The organism is Rhodococcus sp. PBTS 1, from assembly GCF_001620025.1.
Classification (GTDB): Bacteria; Actinomycetota; Actinomycetes; order Mycobacteriales; family Mycobacteriaceae; genus Rhodococcoides; species Rhodococcoides kroppenstedtii.
In genome coordinates, this window is record NZ_CP015219.1 from 2,825,278 (window position 1) to 2,843,355 (window position 18,078).

Here is an 18,078-nt window from a genome sequence, read left to right on the forward strand (position 1 = left end):
ACGGCCGTGGACGAGAACCCCGATCAACTGCCACCGGACGTCACCGCCGAGGCGGAGCGCACGTCCCCGGACTACCGCGCGCTCGCCGCCGATCCGAAGGCCGCGGCCCGCGCCACCGCCGCGGTGCTGGCGTCGCGCGTGATCGTCGCCGGTCTGGGCTGGGCCGGCAGCGTCGTCGTCGCCCGATCGCTCGGCGCCGAGGAGTGGGGCCAGTTCAGCTTCGTCTTCGCTTTGCTGGGCCTGATGTCGGTGGTGACCGACCTCGGCGTCGGACGCGTGGTGCTGGCGAAGCTGATCGACGACGATCCCGACGAGATCGCCCGCACCGCATCGTCGTTCCTCGCGTTGCGGACCGTCCTCGGGCTCGTCGGCTACGTCCTGGCGGTCGGCTACGTCGTGGTGCTCGGCTACCCGGGCGAGGTGGTCCTGGCGACCGTGCTCGGTGGCCTGGTGGTGGTGTTCGCGACGCCGTCGCACGCACTGTCCGTGCTGTTCCAGGCACGCCACCGCATGCTGCTGGTGGCGGTGGCCGAATCGGCCGGTCAGGTACTCCAACTCGCCCTGACGGTGCTGGCCGCGGTGTTCGCCCCGACCCTGTTGATCTTCGTCCTCCCCGCGGTGGCCAACGAGGCGTTCCGCGTGGTCACCAAGGGACTCGCCGTGCGGCGACGCTCGGTCGGACTGCGCCCGTCTCGGCACCTCGACGTCCACCGGTGGGGTCCCTATCTGCGCGAGGCGATTCCGCTCGCCATCGGCTTCGCGCTGACTATCGCGATGCTCAAGATCGACGTGCTCATGCTCAGTCTGCTGGACACGTTCGACGCCGTCGGTCTCTACTCCATCGGCTACAAGTTCTCCGACATGATGGACACCATCGCACTCGCCGCCGTGGCTCCCGTGAGCACCCTGCTGGTGGCCGCGTGGCCGTCGGAACTGCCGACCTTCCGCAAGCGAACTCGCACGGCCGCACTGGCGTTCGCGACGTTCGGCGGGGTGGCGGTGGCCGCGTTCTGGCCGTCGGCGGATCCGCTGATCCGCCTGCTGTACGGCGATCGCTTCGTCCCCGGCGCCGACGCGGCGAGGTTGCTGGTGCTCGGCGCCGCGGTGATGAGCCTGATCCTGCTCGGCGTGTTCCTGCTCGCGTCGGCGTCGAAGCAGCGCCACTACCCGGCCGTGGCCCTCGCCGGACTGATTCTCAACGTGGTGCTCAACCTGGTCCTCATCCCCCGCTACTCCTACACCGGGTCCGCCGTGGCGACGGTGGTGACGTTCGCCGTGACCGTGGTCGCGCTGTGGGTGGTCATCGGCCGGACGATGCCGGTGTCCGGGTTGCTGCCGGTCGCGTCGATCGGCGTCGTCGCCGTCGTCACCGCCGCGGTGGCGGCGCTCGGGTCCCTGCTCGAATCCGCCGCTCCCGCCTGGTGGTTCCCGATCTCGGTGGTGGGCGCCGCCGTCGTCGGCGGCACGGGATTCCTGCTGCTGCGGAGGCAGTCGTGACGGCGCCGGTGATCCTGGTGGCTCACACCGCCAACGTCTCGGGCGCGGAGAAGATGCTGCTCGCGGTGCTCGGGGAAGCCCGGCGAGCCGGCCGTCCGGTGACCGTGCTGTGCCCGCCGGGCGCGCTCGCCGACGCCCTGCCCCCCGAGGTGCAGCACGTGTCGATTCCCGACCTCGGTCTCGGCGGCCAGGGCGGTGTCGCGCGCGTCGCCGCCGGCGGACGCATGCTCGCGCGGTGGGCAACCGCTGCGCGCGTCCTCCGGCGCACCGCGCGTCCGACCGCCGACGGCACTCGGCCCGTCGTGGTGGTCAATTCGCTCTTCGCCCTGCCCGCGGCGCGGCTGGCCGGCCGGGGCGGCGGGCTGCCCGGCGGGGTCTCCTGGCTGGTGCACGACGCGGTGCCCGGCGGTCGGCAGCGCGCGGTCGCGAGACTCGGTCTCCCCGGTATCGACCGCGTGGTGGCCTGCACGGAGGCCGCTGCGGCCCCCGTCCGCGCGTTGGGCGCCGACGTGCGGGTGGTCCCCTACGGGGTGCGGTGGCCGGTGGCGGACTTGCGCGGTGCGCGCCACCGTCCGCCGGTGGTGGGAATGCTGGCCCTGCTCACGCCGTGGAAGGGACACCGAGTTCTGCTCGACGCCGTCGCCCGGTTGGACGGCGTGATCGTGGAACTGGCCGGTGGCAGCTTCTCCGGCGACCAGGCGTACGTCGACGAATTGCGCTCGCGCGCAGAGCGACCGGACCTGGCCGGCCGCGTCCGCTTTCTCGGCCACGTCGATCCCGACACGGTGATGGCCGGGTGGGACGTGGTCGTGTCCTCCTCGGTCCTGCCGGAGGCCGGCCCGCTCTCGGTGCTCGAAGCCATGGCGCACGGCCTGCCCGTGGTGGCCTCCGCTCACGGCGGGCCCACCGAATTCCTCACCGACGGTGCGGGCGTGCTGGTTCCGCCGGGCGACGCCGACGCCCTCGCCCGGGAGATCGCGGCGCTCCTCGCCGACGACGAACGCCGGGCGACGATCGGCGGACGCGCTCGCGCCGCCGTCGCCGACCGTCACGACGTGGCGACGACACTCCCGCACCTGCTGGACGCCCTGACGGCGGTGAGCCGATGAGGACCGACGGCACGGCTCCCGAAACCGGTCGACTCGGCGGTTTTGCCGACCGTTTCCGACCGGCCACCGACGGCGGGCCGACGGGGCGGTTCACCTACCGCGAAAGCCCTGTGCCCCTGCGTAGTATCGGCGTTGCACACGTGCTGTCCCGTGCGACACGAGACGACGCTGCGCGGCATCGTACGACGCCCAGACCAGTGACGGACAACCCCGGGAGATTCGGTTGGCGCCCATAGACGATCCCGTTCACCGCGGTGACGTGCCGCCGCCGATCGACCTGGCCGGGCACATGAAGGAACTGGGTCGCGCCGTCGTGCCCGCCCTGCTGATCGCGCTGCTCGTCGGCGCCGGCGTCTACGGCCTGCGTGCGTTCGCCACCGAGAAGCAGTACGCCGCCACGGTCACCACCGAGATCGTGCCCTCGGGCGAGGTCATCCCCGGCGACGCGTTCATCGAGCAACTCCGCGCGCCGTTCATCGGGCTCGCCGCCGACAACGACGTCCTGCAGCAGGTGGTCTCCCAGACCGACACCGGATGGACCGCAGCGGAACTGGCCTCGCACCTCGAGCTGGCGCCCGGAACGTCACCGGCCCTGCTGGACTTCACCGTCACCGCCGACTCCCCCGAGCAGGCACTCGACGTCGCCCGCACCACGGTCACCACCGTGGCGCAGGCGGCCGGCGCCAACGCCGCTCGGGACTCGCAGAGCAGCCTCGAACAGGTCCAGGCCTCCATCGCGGCGGAGGAAGCACGCATCGCCCAGCTCATCCCGGGCGACCCGTCGCGGACGGCCGCCGAGCAGTCCCTCTCCCAGCTGCGCGACCAGGCGACGCAGTTGCAGACCACCGGGAGCGGCGACCGGCTCGTGGTGCTCGCCGTGCCGGAACCCAGCGACACCCCGGTCTCGCCGTTGCCGGTCTCGGAGGCCTCGGTGGCCGCGATCGCCGCGTTCATCGTGGCGGCGGAACTGATCGTGCTGATCCGCAGCCGCATCGGGCGCAAGCCCCGTCGAGCCTGGGCGCGCCGCATCGCGCGCAAGTACCGCGCCCGCTTCGATCCCACCGTCCGCGAAGGCCTTCCGCCCGTCGTCGCCGCAGCCGTCGCCACGGCGGAACGGGGCAACGGCAGCGGCGCGCGCCACGCCCGGCACGGCTCGTCGCCCACCATTCTCGTTCTCGTCGGCGACGACGCCCGCTACCCCGCGCCGATGTCGACGGGCCCGGACGGGCACGCCCGCCACCCCGACGCCCTGGTGGGTGCCGACCTCACGGGTCAGTGGTGGACGTACGTCGACGCGAGCAGTGTCGACACCGCCGTGGTGCTCGTCTCGGAGGGCGGGTCGGACCGCAAGGCCGCCGAGGCCGCGCTGCGCCGCCTGTCCGAGTTCCAGATCCCCACCCATCTGGTGGTCCAACCCGCCGGCAGCGCGAGCCGGCCCGCTCCCGCGTCCGTGCGACGCCCCGACAGACAGGTCGAGGACAATGCCCAACGATCGTAGAATCGCCGTCGTCCACGAGCGGCTCACCGAGATCGCCGGCTCCGAGCACGTCGTCGAGCAGTTGTCGATCCAGTGGCCGCAGGCGCAGGTGCACGCGCCCATCGCGCGTCCGGAAGGCATTCCGGCCGGGCTGAGTTCGCCGCCCCACACCACGTGGCTCAACCGCATCTACGACGGGATCGGGCAGCGTTCCTACGCCCCGGTGCTGCCGCTCATGCCGCTCGCGTTCCGGCGTCTCCCGCTTCGCGACGTCGACGCCGTCGTGGTCAGCCACCACGCCTTCGCGACGCAGACCGTGCACGCCACGGACGCCCCGGTGATCGCGTACGTACACAGTCCGGCGCGGTGGGCCTGGGACAAGGAGTTGCGCGCCGGCGAGGGCGGCGGGAAGGCGGGTGCGGCCATCCTCACCGGCCTGTCCGCAGTGGCTCGCCGCTGCGAGATCGGCGCCGCGCCACGGCTGCGCACGGTGGTGGCGAACTCGTCGGCGGTCGCCGAGCGCATCGCGAACTGGTGGGGACGCGACGACGCGCTCGTCGTCCATCCGCCCGTCGACACCGAGGGCTTCACGCCGGATCCGTCCGTCGAGCGCGAGGACTTCTTTCTCCTCGCCGGCCGGCTGGTTCCCTACAAGCGCCCCGACATCGCCATCCGCGCGGCGGCGAAAGCCGGTGTGCGACTGGTGGTCGCGGGCGACGGCCGGGCGATGGATCAGTGCCGTGCTCTCGCGGGCCCGGACACCGAGTTCCTCGGCCGGGTCTCGCACGAGACGCTGCTGCACCTGCACCGCAGTTGCCGCGCCCTGCTCATGCCGGGCATCGAGGACTTCGGCATCGTGCCGGTGGAATCGATGGCGACGGGCACGCCGGTGATCGCACTCGGCGAGGGCGGCGCACTCGACTCCGTCCTCGACGGACGGACCGGCATCCACGTGGCACCGGGCTCCGACGAGAAGATCGTCGACGGGTTCGCGGAGGCGATGCGGTCCTTCGACCCGTCGACGTTCGACCGGGCCGACATCCGGTCGTGGGCGGAAGGGTTCTCGCGGGCCGAGTTCCGCCGCAAGATGCAGGAGGTCGTCGATGCCGCGCTCTGATCGACCCCGGTACACCTCCACTCCCCTGGATCGCACCTTCGTGCCGGCCCGGTCCATCGCCGTGCTCGGGCCGATCTCGGGCGTCACCGCCGACGCCGTGCGCGGCGTTCTGACCGCGGCCCGGTCCGCGTCCCCGACCTCCCGCATCGCGCTCGATCCTCGTGCGGATCAACGCGTTTGGGCGTATCGCGACGACGTCGCCGGTGGGGTCGCCGTGACCGAACGGCCCGATCTGCCGACCGACGATCTCGGCGAGCTCATGAACCGCATCCGCGAGCGAGACGGCGCGCGACTGCCCGTCGAGGTGATCCTCTGCGGGGACTACACGGTGGTGGACTACTCCCACGGCGTCGGGGACGGGCAGTTCGGCACCCTGCTGGTCGGAGTCGCCGCCGGCGATCCCGACGGCACTCTCGCCCCGACCCTCGCACCCGCGTTGCCGGCCGGCGCCACCCGGCGTGCCCTGTGGCGCCACTTCCGCGAGAACCCCCGCGCCGTCCGGGATCTGCGCCGCGTCCGCGCGGACCACGCCCGCCCCGACACCGCCGACGACGGGGTGCCCACCCGCACCGTCGACAACTGGGCGAAGACCAAGACCTGCCGTGCCGAGTTCATGACCCCCGAGGTCTCGGCCGCACTGGAGGCGTGGGCGCGCGAGCACGCCCCGGGCGCGACGGCGGCGTCCGTCACCGTCGCCCTGGTGAACGCGGCGCTGCGCGCCGAGCAGGTGGCGCTCGACGATCACGTGATGATCCTCTTCAACTGCCGGCGCTACCTCGCCGAGAAGGACCGGACGGGCCACGGCAACTTCGCCATCGGCATTCCCGTGCGCGTCGGCGCCGGTGCGACGCCGGGCCTCGTGGCCACCGTGATGAAGGACGTCATCGACTCCGGCTGGCCCCTGGCCGTTCTCGGGGCCTCGGAGGCCCGGAGCGCGCTCACCCGGCACCGGATCGCTCCGGTGGCGGACGACACCGGCACCGTCACCGTGCCGGACCGACTGCGCCTCGCGGTCAGCGACCTCGGCAACCTCACCGGCCTGTACCGCCACCTCGACTTCGCCGACGACGGACGCCCGGCGCAGATGACGGCGACGCTCGAACCCGACGGTCCGGACGGCATCACCGTCCTGGTCTCCCGGCTGAACAAGGGACGCACCCTCGCCGCGACCTTCTGCGCCGACATGATCGACCCGAACGTGGTCACGCGAGCGTTGCGGCGGGCGTGCCTCGATCCCGTCGCCCTGCTGCGTCACGGGGAGTGAGCCGTGGGGTCGCCGGTTCGGGTGCTCGCCGCAGTGGCGACGCTCGTGCTGGCGGCGTCCTGCACACCCGGCGGCGAGGTACGGCCACCGAGTTCGACCACCCTGTCACCGGCGGCCGCAGACCCCGGTGAGTTACTCGAACCGCCGGAGGACTTCGTCGGGTACGCCGCACTCGACGACCTGACCTCCGCGGCGGTCACCGTCCGTTATCGCTCGACCTCCGCGCGTGACGGCTCGCCGACGGCCGTGACCGGAGTGGTGTTCGTGCCCAACGGAATTCCGCCCGCCGGCGGGTGGCCGGTGGTCGCCGTCGGGCACGCCACATCGGGGACGGCGAGTCGATGCGCCCCGTCCACGCACACCGGCCTGCTGGGGTCGCTGCCGACGGTGTTGCCCTTCCTCGCCAACGGCTATCTCGTCACCATGACCGACTACGAGGGGCTCGGCACCTCCGACGAGCACCCATACCTCGACGCCCGCACGGCCGGCTACAACGTGCTCGATTCGGTGCGTGCGGCGCGCGCCGTGACCGGCGACGCCGGGGCGCGCTGGGTGGGCTACGGGGTGTCCCAGGGCGGTCAGGCCGTCTGGGCCGCCAACGAAGCCGCGGCGAACTATGCCGGCGAGCTCTCTTTGCTGGGCACCATCAGCGCGTCGCCGGCCACCGACCTGTCCCCCATCGTCGACGAGATGACGGAGGGCACGCTCACCGAGGAACAGATCGTCGTCCTGCCCTCGCTGATTCGCGGACTGCAGGTGGTCCATCCCGACCTCGTCCGATCCGATTACCTCCGGGGGCAACTCGCGGATCGAGCCGACGTGTTCGCCGCGTGCGAGGGCGAGAACACGGCCCTGCAGGCCGACATCGCCGCACGCACGACGCCGGCCGACTACGCGCCCGTCGACGACGCTGCGGCCGACCGCCTACGGGATTGGCTACGCCAGGCCCGAGTGCCGACGTCGACCGCGTCGGCGCCGATGTTCGTCGGCTACGGCGAGGAGGATCGACTGACGTTGCCGCAGTGGACCATCGACGCGGCGCGCGAGGCGTGCGAGCGGGGTTCGACGGTGTTGTTGCGGGGCGCACCAGGCCAGGGACACGGCATTCTCGACTTCGGGGTGGCCCCGGCCGAGTGGCTCCGGGACCGCTACGCCGGGACGCCCGCGCCGTCGTCGTGCGCCGAGGTGCGCTGACGCGCCCGGTGTCGCTACTCGCGCCACTGCCCCGATGGTGTCGCTACTCGCGCCACTGCCGCTCGAACGGCAGGCGCCAGGTGTGCGGGGCGACCAGACCGTGAATTGCGTTGGGCCCCCACGACCCCGGCTGATACGTCCGCACCGGCGGCGGGTTCTCCACCAGCGGCGTGGAGACCTCCCACAGCCGTTCGATGCCCTCGGCCGTGGTGAACAGCGTGTGGTCGCCGAGCATCGCGTCGAGGATCAACCGCTCGTAGGCCTCGAGGGCGTCGTCGGCGGACTCGGTGTCCTCGAGGGCGAACTGCATGCTGGCCTTGTCCAGGCGCATGCCGGGGCCCGGGCGCTTGCCGTAGAAGGACAGCGAGACCTTCGAGTTGTCCGTCAGATCGAACGTCAGATGGTCCGGACCCTGTGCTCCCACACCGGAATTCGCCGGGAACATCGACTTGGGCGGTTCCCGGAACGCGATGGAGACGATGCGCTGGCCCTCCGCCAGCTTCTTTCCGGTCCGCAGGTAGAACGGCACGCCCGCCCAGCGCCAGTTGTCGATGTGCACTCGCAGGGCGACGAAGGTGTCGGTCTCGGAGTCCGGCGCCACGCCCTCCTCGTCGCGGTACCCGGCGTACTGCCCGCGCACCACGTCGGACGGCTCCACCGGCAGCATCGACCGGAAGACCTTGTTCTTCTCCTCGCGGATGGCGTCGGGTTCGAGCGCGGTGGGCGCCTCCATCGCCACGAACGCCAGAACCTGGAACAGGTGGGTGACCACCATGTCCTTGAACGCGCCGGTGGCCTCGTAGAACCCGATGCGACCGTCTAGACCCAGCGTCTCGGGCACGTCGATCTGCACGTGCTGAATGAACGTGCGGTTCCAGATGGGTTCGAAGAGGCCGTTGGCGAAGCGGAAGGCCAGGATGTTCTGCGCCGGCTCCTTGCCCAGGAAGTGGTCGATCCGGAAGATTTGGTCCTCGGCGAAGGTCTCGTGCACCGCCGCGTTGAGGTCGCGGGCGCTCGCGAGGTCGGTGCCGAACGGCTTCTCCATCACGATGCGGGACCGCTCGACCAGCTTCGCCCGACCGAGCATCTCCACCACCGACAGCGCGGCCGCCGGCGGAACCGACAGGTAGTGCAGGCGCTCCACCCGCATGTCATTGTCGCCACCGTCCGCTCGCAGCGCCTCCTCGGCCCGCTCGACGGCCGCGGCGAGTGCCTCCGGCCCGTCCTGCTGCGAGACGTAGGTCAGGCGCTCCTCGAACCGGTCCCACTCTTCCTGCGACGGCGACCGCGCCGAGAACGTCTCCACGGCCGTTTCCGCCAACGCCCGGAACTCCTCGTCGGTCATCGATTCGAGCGAGGTGCCCACGATGCGCAGGCGGGGAGCGAGATCCGACAGAACCAGATGCATCATGCCCGACAGCAGCTTGCGTTTGGCCAGGTCACCGGTGGCTCCGAAGAGAACGACCACCTGCGGGCAGGGAGCGGACAGCGGTGGGGCGAACCGGGAGGACGTCACCGCCCACATGGTTCCACACAACCCGCGGACGGGCCGGTCGTCGGATCGTCACCCGGGGGTCCGCGAACGCTTTACACTGTACGAGTAACCGATATCGGAAGGGAACGCACAGAATCATGGCCGGGATGTCCACACACCGGTCGCACCGCGCATGACGGTCGACGCAGCATGACGACCCGGGACGAGTTGTTCCCCGGTACCGATCCCACGGCGACCGCGCACCGCGAGTTCGACTGGTCCTCCACCTCGCTCGGGCCCGTCGAGCAGTGGCCCGCGGCCCTCGTCTCCGCCATCCGCACCGTGCTCCCGTCCGAGGTGGGCATGCTGCTGTGGTGGGGCGACGATCTGGTGCAGATCTTCAACCACGCCTACACGCCCATGGCCGGCGAGCTGTTCCCCAAGGCCGTCGGACAGCGCGCGCAGGACTGCTGGAACTTCGCGTGGGACGCCATCGGCCCGCTCGCGGACGAGGCGCTGAGCGGCACGGCCGTCCACCGGCGCCGGGAGAGGTTTCTCCTGAACCGCTTCGGCTACGTCGAGGAAACCTACTTCACGTTCTCCTACAGTCCCATCTTCGGTGACGACGGCGGCGTGAACGGAGTCTTCGTCGCGACGTCCGACGTCACCCAGGAGGTTCTGACCGAACGTCGGCTCGCCACGCTCCGCGATCTGGGGACCGTGTCGGTCACCGCGGACGCCGGGGTGGCCAGCGTGTGTCGTGCTGCGGTGGCTCGGCTGTCCGAGAACCCGGACGACGTTCCCTACGCTGCTGCCTTCCTCGGCACCGACGACGGGCCGGCGCAGGTGGCCTCGTTCGACACCGCCGACGGGGTCCTGCGCACCGCGGACCTCCGCGAGGTGACGTCCCGCGTCGCCGCGTCGGGCGTCGCCGAGACCGTCGCCATCGGCCCGACCTCGGCGCTGGTGCAGCCTCTGCTGGCGTCGTCGGACGCGCCCACGGGCGTGCTCGTCACGGGAACCAGCGAACTCCGACGCGTCGACGACCAGTACCGCGTCTTCCTCGAACTCGTCGCCGCGCGCATCACCACCGCGCTCACGGACGCCCACTCCTACGCGGCCGAGCGGCGTCGTGCCGAGCAGCTCGAGGAGCTGGACGCGGACAAGACCCGCTTCTTCGAGAACGTCAGCCACGAGTTCCGCACCCCGCTCACCCTCATGCTGGGACCGCTCGACGCGGTGCTGTCCGACGCGTCCGGCCACCTCGACGACCGCCACGTCCAGGCCCTGCAGTCCGCCCGTCGGTCCGCCCTGCGCCTGCAGAAGCTGGTCGACACGCTGCTCGACGTGGCCCGCGCCGACGCCGGGGAGATGCGCCCCGATCCCGAACCGACGGACGCCGCCGCATTGATCGGCGACGCCGTGGGCCTGTTCCGGGACAGCACCGACCGCGCCGGGCTGGAGTTGACGGTCGACACCGACACCGGGGGCGCCCTGCTGGACCTCGATCGCGCACTGTGGACGCACCTGGTGATGAACCTGGTGTCCAACGCGGTCAAGTTCACCACCGAGGGATCGATCCGCGTCACGCTTCGTTGCCCCGTGGCGGACGACGGATCACGACGACTCGTCCTCGAGGTCGCCGACACCGGACCCGGCGTCCCCGAGTCGGACCGACGGAGGATCTTCGAGCGCTTCTATCAGGTGTCCGGGGTCACCGGCCGCAGTCGCGAGGGATCCGGCGTCGGGCTGTCCCTGGTGTCGGACATCGTCACCGCCCTCGGCGGCACCGTCGAGGTCACCGAGAACGTCCCCCGCGGAACGGTCTTCACCGTCGCGGTTCCGGCGACGGTCGCCACCGCTGGGCCGGACGCCGTGACGCCGACGGATCTGGTCACCGAACTCGGTGCGCGCTACGTCGGCGAGGCCGAGCAGTGGCGGCCGGTCGGGTCGGACGAGGCGCGATCGACGCAGGCCCCGCCGACGGACGGACAACGACGGGTCCTTCTCGTCGAGGACAACGCCGACATGCGCCGGTACGTCACCGGCCTGCTCGAGGACCAGGGGTGGCACGTCACCGCGACCGACGAGGTCGACACCGCCCTCGCGACCGCGCGGGCGACTCCGCCCGACATCATCGTCAGCGACATCATGCTGCCGGGGCGCAGCGGACTGTCGCTCGTGGACGAGGCACGCTCGGACGGGCGGTTGGTCCGCGTGCCGATCGTGCTGGTGAGCGCCCGCACCGGGTCCGCGCAGGTGATCGAGGGTCTGCGCATCGGGGCCGACGACTACGTGGTCAAGCCGTTCCAGCCGGCCGAGTTCGTGGCCCGGGTGCGGGTGCATCTGGAGCTGGCGCGACTGCGCGAGCAGTTGCTGGGCGACGCGCAGCGCGAGATCTCGTCCCTGCGCATCGCGTTGGACAGTCGCAGCGTGCTGAGCCAGGCGGTGGGCCTGATCATGGCTCAGGAGAACGTGGGACCGGACCGCGCGTTCGAGATCATCGCCAAGCGCAGCCAGACCGACAACGTGAAGGCCCGCATCCTCGCCGCGCAGGTGGTGGACGACTTCGTGCGCGAACTGGACTGACTCGGCAGGCGCGATGACCGACCGCAAACCCCACGACATCTCGATCGAGACCTGGGTCGACCGGCAGATCCGGTCGGCGCAGGAGGCGGGTGCGTTCGAGAACCTGCCCGGGGCGGGCAAGCCGATCCCCGCGTCGAGTACCGACGAGTTGGCCTGGGTGCGGGGGTATCTGCGGCGGGAGAATCTGCCGTCCGACGCGCTGCTGCCCACCCCGCTGCGGCTGCGCAAGGAGATCGAGAACCTGCGGGACACGGTCGCGGGTCTGCGGACCGAGGACGCCGTACGGGCCGAGGTGCGCGAGCTGAACCGGCGCATCATGGACTACCTGCGCATCCCGGTCGGGCCGGTGATTCCGGTGTCGCGGGTCGACGTCGACGCCGTTGTCGCGCAGTGGCTTCGAGACCGGGACGCGCTGGTCCGCGCTAGGGCGGAGGCGCGGCGCGCGCAGCCAGCACCCGCTCCGTCACCGGCTCGACGACGCGGGCTGCGATGGGGCCGACGACGGCCATGATCAACACGTAGGCGGTGGCGAGGGCGGCCAGATCGGGCGGGACCGCACCTGCTGCGACCGCGAGACCAGCGATGACGATGGAGAATTCGCCCCGCGCGATCAAGGCGGCTCCGGCACGCATCCGGCCGAGCGGCCCGACGCCGAGACGACCGGCGGCCCAGGCACCGGTGACCATCTTGGTGATCGCGGTCAGCACGGCCAGGGCGGCCGCGTAGCCCAGCACGGGCGGGATCGCGCGAGGGTCGGTGTTGAACCCGAACACCACGAAGAAGACGGCCGCGAACAGATCCCGCAGCGGTTCCAGGACGCGGGTCGCCGCCTGCGCGGTGGTGCCGGACACCGCGATACCGAGCAGGAACGCCCCGACCGCGGCCGAAACCTGCAGGGCGGACGCGAGTCCGGCGACGAGCAGCGCGGCCCCGAACACTTTCAGCAGCATCACTTCTCGGTCCGGGCCGGCGAGCAGCGCGGACACCACGCGTCCGTATCGCAGGGCCACGAGAAGCACCACGGAGACCACCAGCAGGGAGATCCCGACGGCCTCGGCACCGCCGAGGAGCGTCACCCCGCCGACGACGGCGGTGAGCACGGGAAGGTAGAGCGCCATGGTGAGGTCTTCGAAAACGAGGATCGACAACACCACCGGCGTTTCCCGGTTGCCGAGACGGCCGAGATCGGTGAGTACTTTCGCGACGATGCCCGACGACGAGATGTACGTGACGCCCGCGAGGACCAGGGCGCCGACCGGACCCCACCCGAGCATCAGGGCCACCACCGCGCCGGGGCCCGCGTTGAGGACGATGTCCACCACGCCCGCGATCCACGAGCGGCGCAGTCCCGTCACCAGTTCCGCCGCCGTGTACTCGAGACCGAGGAGCAGGAGCAGCAGGACCACGCCGATCTCGCTGGCGAGTTCGGTGAACTCGTCGATGCCGTCGAGGTCGACGATCCCGCCCTTGCCGAAGAACAGGCCCGCCACCAAGTAGAACGGGATCGGCGAGAGGCCGACGCGTGTGGCCAGACGCGCGAGCAGGCCGAGCGCGAAGAAGACCGCCCCGAGCTCGGTGAGCCCCAGCGCGGTCTCCCCCACGGTCAGCAGCCGAGGATCTTGGCGGCGTGATCGAGCCCTTCGGTGGTGCCGACGGCGACCAGCAGGTCACCGGCGACCAGGGTGAAGTCCGGAGCGGGCGACGGCTGCACCTGCCCGGCCCGCATGACCGCCACCACCGACACCCCCGTGCGGGTGCGCATCGCCGTCTCCCCGAGCGTCCGGCCGTCGAACCGCGAACCCTCCTGCACGGGAAGCTGCCGCGTCCGGATGCCGGGGAGCTCGCGGTGTTCCTCGCCGAGCTGCGCGACGAGCTGCGGCGCGCCGAGCAGGTTGCCCAGCGCCGCCGCTTCCTCGTTGCTCAGCGTGATCGATGCCTGCGTGGTGTCCGGATCGTCGCGCTTGGACACGATCAGCTCGTTGGTGCCGTCCTTGCGGGTGATCACCCCGATGCGCCGACCACCGGCCAGTGCGAAGTCCTTGCGCACCCCGATACCGGGCAGCAGGGTGACGTCGACGTTCATGCGGTGATGCTAGCCCTCACCGCCGCAGCGTCAGCGTGGATCGACAGGCGTCAGCGCGGATCGACCAGCCCCAGCCGGACGGCCTTGACCAGCCGTCGGGGAACGCGGTGGGTCACCCCGTCGACCGTCACGGTCACCAGGTCGGGCGGCGTCGCCTTCCACTGGGCGCGTCGGCTGCGGGTGTTGGACCGCGACATCTTCCGTTTCGGAACGGCCATGGCTCAGCGCCGCTTTCCGTAGCGCCGCTCGAACTTCTCCACGCGGCCCTGGGTGTCCATGACGCGCGCCGCACCCGTCCAGAACGGGTGCGACTCGTTGGTGACGTCGACGACCACCAGCGGGTAGGTGCGGCCGTCGGTGTACTCGACCGTGCGGTCGCTGGTCATGGTGGATCGAGTGAGGAACATCGAGCCGGTGCCCGAGTCCTGGAAGACCACCGGGTGGTAGTCGGGGTGGATGCCGTTCTTCATTCGCGTGCCTTTCCGGTGTTGCGCGGGAGGGTGGATTCGGTGGTGCTCGCGCGGGGCTCGTCGGTCTCGCACGGGTCCTCGTGGTACTGGCCGAACGGGTCCTCCCAGGTGGTCCAGCTCCCCGGATCGGCCAGTTCGGCGTCCGTGAGCAGCGCGTCGGTGAGGACGCGATGCACGTGCTCGGGGTCGGCGCCGGCGAGCAGCACGACGAGCGACTGGGCGCGGTCGCCGTACTCGTCGTCCCACCCCAGCGCCGCCATCGCCCGTCGGGCGACGGACACGTCGTCGTACTCGGGGGCGTCCATCGCCGCGAGCCACCGCCCGGCGGCGGCGATGCGCAGACCGCCGCCGGCGGACTCGAGCCAGAGCACCGCGTCGGGCTGCGTGGCCACCCAGAGTCGGCCGCGGGCGTGGACGACGTCGTCGAGCAGGACGTCGACCGCCTCGTGCAGTCGGCCCGGATGGAACGGACGACGATCGGAGATCTCGAGCAACTGCACTCCGCAGTCCTCGGTGAGCGGCGGGGCGCCGTCGAGCAGCGGGGCGTGCGCGTCGTCCACCGCACCACGACGTGACGACGCCGGCACCGCGGCGAGCAGGTCGGCAGGCGTCTCGTTCACCGCGATCCACGTGGTGGCCGCCCGCGGCGCGAGGCGAGCGAGGACGGCGGTGAGCCGGGCCGCGGTCCAGCGATCCGGCGCGGTATCGGCGACCACCAGCACGTCGGCGTGACGCGCGTTGCCCACGGTCACCTGCGCGACGGTGCGGTCGTCGTACGCCGACATCGGCTCGTCGCCGGTCGCGTCACCGAGGAACGACGCCGCGTCGACGCATCCGACCACGGCCTCGATCCGGACGTCGTGACCCGCGGGGGCGTCCACCCGGCCGACCATGCCCGTGACGACGGTGTTCTCGATCGCCCAGCACAACGCCTCCGCTTCCAGCAGGGGGTCGAGGCGCACGACGATGCGGCGCACCGCGGCGTCGTCGGCGAGCGTGCGCAGCAGCGGCAGCAGATCCATACGCAGCATGCAGTCGACGCAGCAGCCCGCGACGCCGAGAGCGACGTCGCGCACGCGGGCCTGGCCGTCGGCGTCGACGCGCGTGGTGCGCCGGGTGACGACGCCGGCCTCGACGCCGCTCAGATCGTGGTGGACGACGGCGGTGCCGGGCTCGGCAAGGGACGTGGTCACCGCCTCGAGCGGCCCGCGCGGTCCACAGACCAGCACGAGCGGGGTGCGATCGACCGTCATGGCATCCTTTCGACAACGATTGTCATTACCGACGGTTCAGCGTACAGTCCACCGACCGAAACGACAATCGTTGTCGACAAGGAAGGCTCGACCATGTCCGCGCACTGCGACGTCACCGGACGCGCACCCGGCTTCGGGAAATCGGTGTCGCATTCTCACCACCGCACCTCACGACGCTGGAACCCCAACATCCAGAAGAAGACGTACTTCGTCCCCAGCCTCGGCCGCCGCGTCACCCTCACCGTGTCCGCCAAGGGCATCAAGACCATCGACCGCGACGGCATCGACGCCGTGATCGCCCGCCTGCGCGCCGACGGACGGAAGGTCTGACATGGCGAAGAGCACCGACATCCGGCCCGTCGTGAAACTGAAGTCCACCGCCGGGACCGGCTACACCTACGTCACCCGCAAGAACCGACGCAACGACCCCGACCGGTTGGTGCTGAAGAAGTACGACCCCGTCGTGCGTCGGCACGTCGATTTCCGCGAGGAGCGCTGATGGCCAAGAAATCCAAGATCGCCCGAAACGCTCAGCGCAGCGTCGTCGTCGAGCGGTGGGCCGAGCGTCGTCGCGAACTGAAGGAGACCATCCGGCGCCCCAGCACCTCGGACGCGGACCGCACCGCCGCCCTCGCCGCCCTGCAGCGTCTGCCGCGTGACGCGAGTCCGGTACGATTGCGCCGACGCGACGCTGTGGACGGACGCCCTCGCGGGCATCTTCGCCAGTTCGGACTGTCCCGCATTCGCGTTCGCGAGATGGCACACCGTGGAGAACTCCCCGGCGTCCACAAGAGCAGCTGGTGACAGCGCACGCACCGACACGAGCCGGGAAGTAGGAGCACCACATGGCAGTCAAGCGAGGCCCGTCCAAGAAGGACCGCGCCGAGGCGAACCGCAAGCCCAAGAAGAACCCGCTCATCGCGGCGGGCATCACCGAGGTCGACTACAAGGACGTGAACCTGCTCCGCCAGTTCATCTCCGACCGCGGCAAGATCCGCAGCCGCCGCGTCACCGGCCTCACCCCGCAGCAGCAGCGGCAGGTGGCCACCGCCGTGCGCAACGCCCGCGAGATGGCGCTGCTGCCGTTCACCACTCGGTGACACCGACGACGTAGGAGGGTGTGGCCGGCGACGTGTCGGGAGTAGTCGCCGGGTTCACCGTCATCTTCGTGGTCATCGCCGTGGGCTACGTCGTGGCCCGCACCGGGGTGCTCGGCGCCCACGGCGAGTTCGTCCTCGGCCGCACCGTCTTCTTCGTCGCCACCCCGGCGCTGCTGTTCGACACTCTGTCCACCTCCGACCTGTCGGTGGTCTTCTCGTCCACCCTGGCCATCACCGCGGTCAGCGCGTCGGCGATCGGTGTCCTCGCCTTCGTCGTCGCGCTCCTGCGGCGACGCCCGGCACCCGAGGCCACGGTCGCCGCCCTCTCCGCGTGCTACGTCAATGCGGCCAATCTCGGCATCCCCATCGCGGTCTTCGTCCTCGGTGACGCATCCTTCGTCGCCCCGTTGCTGCTCTTCCAGATCATGGTGCTTTCCCCCGTCGCACTCGGCATCCTCGACGTCACGACGTCACCCGGGCGCGCCTCGGCCCTGTCGATCGTCGCCGCGCCGTTCACCAACCCCATCGTGCTCGCCGGGCTCGCCGGCCTCGCCCTCGCCGTCACCGGTGTCACCCTGCCCGCGCCGGTCGCGGAACCGTTCGCCCTTCTCGGCGCCGTCAGCGTCCCCGGCGCACTCCTGGCGTTCGGCATGTCGCTGCGCGGCGCACGCGTACTCCAGCGCGGCGGGGGCACCCCACGATCGGACGTCCTGCTGGCAGCCGGGCTCAAGACCGTCGCCCTGCCCGTCCTCACCTACGTCCTGGCACGGTGGGTGTGGGGAGTCGAGGGTGACCAACTCTTCGCCGTCGTCGTCATCGCCTCGCTCCCGACGGCGCAGAACGTGTTCGTCTACGCCTCCCGCTACGGCCGCGGCGTCGTCCTCGCCCGCGACACAGGCTTCGTCACCACCGTGCTCGCCATCCCCCTCATCGCCGCCGTGGCCGCCCTGCTCGCCTAGGGGCGCGAAAAACTTTCGCTACGGTGGAGGTCATGAAGGCGCTCGCGGTCGGACTCCTGCTCTGCCTGGCGCTCGCCGCCTGCAGTTCCGGCTCCGCCGAAACCGCCGACCCCGACGGCGCGGGAGCCAGCCCCACCGACATGGTGCCGGTGCCCGGCGCCCCTCCCGTGCCGCACGAGGTACCGATCGATCAGTCCGGCACCACGTTTCGCCCCGAGCCCGCCCTCGTCTTGGCGCAGTCGACACCGTTCGAGGCCTGGACCCCGCTGCCCGGCAATCGCATCGCGGTGCACTTCGTCACCGGCTCCCCCGAGTGCTACGGGGCCGACGCGACCGTCGCCGAGACCGAGCGTGACGTGACGATCACCGTCCGTACCGGCCGCCTCGCGGCCGCGCAGGACAAGACCTGCATCATGATCGCCGTCGTCGGCACCATGGAGCTCGACCTCTCCGCCCCGGTGGGCGACCGCACCGTGCGGAACGGAACCTGAC

The 18,078-nt window shown here is 71.2% G+C and carries 20 protein-coding genes; 14 read left to right on the forward strand and 6 right to left on the reverse strand.

The genetic code is table 11. From position 1 onward, the window contains the following. Window positions 1-6: 6 nt before the first annotated feature. The 6 genes from A3Q40_RS12810 to A3Q40_RS12835 all read left to right on the forward strand — a co-directional run bounded on the left by A3Q40_RS12810 (window position 7) and on the right by A3Q40_RS12835 (window position 7,658). The gene (locus A3Q40_RS12810; RefSeq protein WP_235606297.1) at window positions 7-1,497 is read left to right on the forward strand and encodes a flippase; all 1,491 of its coding nucleotides are present in this window, start codon (window positions 7-9) and stop codon (window positions 1,495-1,497) included. Beyond that, a complete protein-coding gene (locus A3Q40_RS12815; RefSeq protein WP_068102699.1) occupies window positions 1,494-2,606 on the forward strand; it encodes a glycosyltransferase family 4 protein in 1,113 nt (370 codons plus the stop codon). The genes A3Q40_RS12810 and A3Q40_RS12815 overlap by 4 nt, the downstream gene beginning before the upstream one ends. Before the next feature lie 259 nt (window positions 2,607-2,865). Continuing rightward, window positions 2,866-4,104 (forward strand): hypothetical protein, encoded by a 1,239-nt coding sequence (locus A3Q40_RS12820; RefSeq protein ID WP_069972952.1) that lies wholly within the window; start codon window positions 2,866-2,868, stop codon window positions 4,102-4,104. Next, entirely contained in the window at window positions 4,088-5,200 is a 1,113-nt protein-coding gene (locus A3Q40_RS12825; protein ID WP_068102701.1) for a glycosyltransferase, read from the forward strand. The genes A3Q40_RS12820 and A3Q40_RS12825 overlap by 17 nt, the downstream gene beginning before the upstream one ends. Continuing rightward, entirely contained in the window at window positions 5,187-6,464 is a 1,278-nt protein-coding gene (locus tag A3Q40_RS12830; protein ID WP_068102703.1) for a hypothetical protein, read from the forward strand. The genes A3Q40_RS12825 and A3Q40_RS12830 overlap by 14 nt, the downstream gene beginning before the upstream one ends. Window positions 6,465-6,467: 3 nt before the next feature. Continuing rightward, window positions 6,468-7,658 carry a lipase family protein gene (locus tag A3Q40_RS12835; protein ID WP_068102705.1) on the forward strand — a complete coding sequence of 397 codons (1,191 nt, stop codon included), beginning with the start codon at window positions 6,468-6,470 and terminating at the stop codon, window positions 7,656-7,658. 43 nt (window positions 7,659-7,701) lie between these two features. On the opposite strand, the gene zwf is transcribed toward A3Q40_RS12835, so the two are convergent. Next, entirely contained in the window at window positions 7,702-9,183 is a 1,482-nt protein-coding gene (gene zwf, locus A3Q40_RS12840; protein ID WP_157889577.1) for a glucose-6-phosphate dehydrogenase, read from the reverse strand. A gap of 159 nt (window positions 9,184-9,342) precedes the next feature. Here zwf and A3Q40_RS12845 point away from each other — a divergent pair, with 159 nt between their 5' ends. After that, window positions 9,343-11,721, forward strand: a complete 2,379-nt coding sequence (locus A3Q40_RS12845) for an ATP-binding protein (RefSeq protein ID WP_068102707.1) — start codon at window positions 9,343-9,345, stop codon at window positions 11,719-11,721. A gap of 13 nt (window positions 11,722-11,734) precedes the next feature. Next, window positions 11,735-12,232 (forward strand): J-domain-containing protein, encoded by a 498-nt coding sequence (locus tag A3Q40_RS12850; RefSeq protein ID WP_068102709.1) that lies wholly within the window; start codon window positions 11,735-11,737, stop codon window positions 12,230-12,232. On the opposite strand, the gene A3Q40_RS12855 is transcribed toward A3Q40_RS12850, so the two are convergent. Genes A3Q40_RS12855 through mrf form a run of 5 tightly spaced genes read right to left on the reverse strand, consistent with a single transcriptional unit; the run spans window position 12,144 to window position 15,527 of the window. After that, window positions 12,144-13,322, reverse strand: coding sequence for a cation:proton antiporter (locus tag A3Q40_RS12855; RefSeq protein ID WP_068102711.1), 1,179 nt, complete (start codon window positions 13,320-13,322; stop codon window positions 12,144-12,146). The two genes, A3Q40_RS12850 and A3Q40_RS12855, sit on opposite strands and share 89 nt — an antisense overlap. A gap of 2 nt (window positions 13,323-13,324) precedes the next feature. Beyond that, window positions 13,325-13,804: a cation:proton antiporter regulatory subunit gene (locus A3Q40_RS12860; RefSeq protein ID WP_068102713.1), complete on the reverse strand. Its 480-nt coding sequence runs from the start codon at window positions 13,802-13,804 to the stop codon at window positions 13,325-13,327. Between the two features lie 50 nt (window positions 13,805-13,854). After that, window positions 13,855-14,022, reverse strand: coding sequence for a 50S ribosomal protein L32 (gene rpmF, locus A3Q40_RS12865; protein ID WP_068102716.1), 168 nt, complete (start codon window positions 14,020-14,022; stop codon window positions 13,855-13,857). A gap of 3 nt (window positions 14,023-14,025) precedes the next feature. After that, the gene (locus tag A3Q40_RS12870; RefSeq protein ID WP_068102718.1) at window positions 14,026-14,274 is read right to left on the reverse strand and encodes a type B 50S ribosomal protein L31; all 249 of its coding nucleotides are present in this window, start codon (window positions 14,272-14,274) and stop codon (window positions 14,026-14,028) included. Beyond that, window positions 14,271-15,527, reverse strand: a complete 1,257-nt coding sequence (gene mrf, locus A3Q40_RS12875; protein ID WP_068102720.1) for a ribosome hibernation factor-recruiting GTPase MRF — start codon at window positions 15,525-15,527, stop codon at window positions 14,271-14,273. Before mrf ends, A3Q40_RS12870 begins: the two co-directional genes overlap by 4 nt. Window positions 15,528-15,620: 93 nt before the next feature. Here mrf and rpmB point away from each other — a divergent pair, with 93 nt between their 5' ends. The 6 genes from rpmB to A3Q40_RS12905 are packed head-to-tail and all read left to right on the forward strand — an operon-like array spanning window position 15,621 to window position 18,077. Further along, window positions 15,621-15,857, forward strand: a complete 237-nt coding sequence (gene rpmB, locus A3Q40_RS12880) for a 50S ribosomal protein L28 (RefSeq protein WP_068102722.1) — start codon at window positions 15,621-15,623, stop codon at window positions 15,855-15,857. Window position 15,858: 1 nt separating this feature from the next. Further along, a complete protein-coding gene (gene rpmG, locus A3Q40_RS12885; protein ID WP_068102723.1) occupies window positions 15,859-16,026 on the forward strand; it encodes a 50S ribosomal protein L33 in 168 nt (55 codons plus the stop codon). Then, entirely contained in the window at window positions 16,026-16,331 is a 306-nt protein-coding gene (gene rpsN / locus A3Q40_RS12890; protein ID WP_068102725.1) for a 30S ribosomal protein S14, read from the forward strand. The genes rpmG and rpsN overlap by 1 nt, the downstream gene beginning before the upstream one ends. Before the next feature lie 41 nt (window positions 16,332-16,372). Next, window positions 16,373-16,627, forward strand: a complete 255-nt coding sequence (gene rpsR / locus A3Q40_RS12895) for a 30S ribosomal protein S18 (RefSeq protein WP_068102727.1) — start codon at window positions 16,373-16,375, stop codon at window positions 16,625-16,627. 32 nt (window positions 16,628-16,659) lie between these two features. Further along, a complete protein-coding gene (locus A3Q40_RS12900) occupies window positions 16,660-17,586 on the forward strand; it encodes an AEC family transporter (protein ID WP_068106173.1) in 927 nt (308 codons plus the stop codon). A 32-nt stretch (window positions 17,587-17,618) separates the two neighbouring features. Beyond that, entirely contained in the window at window positions 17,619-18,077 is a 459-nt protein-coding gene (locus A3Q40_RS12905) for a hypothetical protein (RefSeq protein WP_068106175.1), read from the forward strand. Window position 18,078 lies beyond the last annotated feature (1 nt).

Excerpts from the sequence above, each read along its gene's own strand:
- A3Q40_RS12860 (WP_068102713.1), bottom strand. The coding sequence starts at position 13,804 with ATGAACGTCGACGTCACCCTGCTGCCCGGTATCGGGGTGCGCAAGGAC.
- rpmF (WP_068102716.1), bottom strand. The coding sequence starts at position 14,022 with ATGGCCGTTCCGAAACGGAAGATGTCGCGGTCCAACACCCGCAGCCGA.
- rpmB (WP_068102722.1), top strand. The coding sequence starts at position 15,621 with ATGTCCGCGCACTGCGACGTCACCGGACGCGCACCCGGCTTCGGGAAA.
- A3Q40_RS12870 (WP_068102718.1), bottom strand. The coding sequence starts at position 14,274 with ATGAAGAACGGCATCCACCCCGACTACCACCCGGTGGTCTTCCAGGAC.
- mrf (WP_068102720.1), bottom strand. The coding sequence starts at position 15,527 with ATGACGGTCGATCGCACCCCGCTCGTGCTGGTCTGTGGACCGCGCGGG.
- A3Q40_RS12825 (WP_068102701.1), top strand. The coding sequence starts at position 4,088 with ATGCCCAACGATCGTAGAATCGCCGTCGTCCACGAGCGGCTCACCGAG.
- zwf (WP_157889577.1), bottom strand. The coding sequence starts at position 9,183 with ATGTGGGCGGTGACGTCCTCCCGGTTCGCCCCACCGCTGTCCGCTCCC.
- rpmG (WP_068102723.1), top strand. The coding sequence starts at position 15,859 with ATGGCGAAGAGCACCGACATCCGGCCCGTCGTGAAACTGAAGTCCACC.
- A3Q40_RS12850 (WP_068102709.1), top strand. The coding sequence starts at position 11,735 with ATGACCGACCGCAAACCCCACGACATCTCGATCGAGACCTGGGTCGAC.
- rpsN (WP_068102725.1), top strand. The coding sequence starts at position 16,026 with ATGGCCAAGAAATCCAAGATCGCCCGAAACGCTCAGCGCAGCGTCGTC.
- rpsR (WP_068102727.1), top strand. The coding sequence starts at position 16,373 with ATGGCAGTCAAGCGAGGCCCGTCCAAGAAGGACCGCGCCGAGGCGAAC.
- A3Q40_RS12830 (WP_068102703.1), top strand. The coding sequence starts at position 5,187 with ATGCCGCGCTCTGATCGACCCCGGTACACCTCCACTCCCCTGGATCGC.
- A3Q40_RS12905 (WP_068106175.1), top strand. The coding sequence starts at position 17,619 with ATGAAGGCGCTCGCGGTCGGACTCCTGCTCTGCCTGGCGCTCGCCGCC.
- A3Q40_RS12845 (WP_068102707.1), top strand. The coding sequence starts at position 9,343 with ATGACGACCCGGGACGAGTTGTTCCCCGGTACCGATCCCACGGCGACC.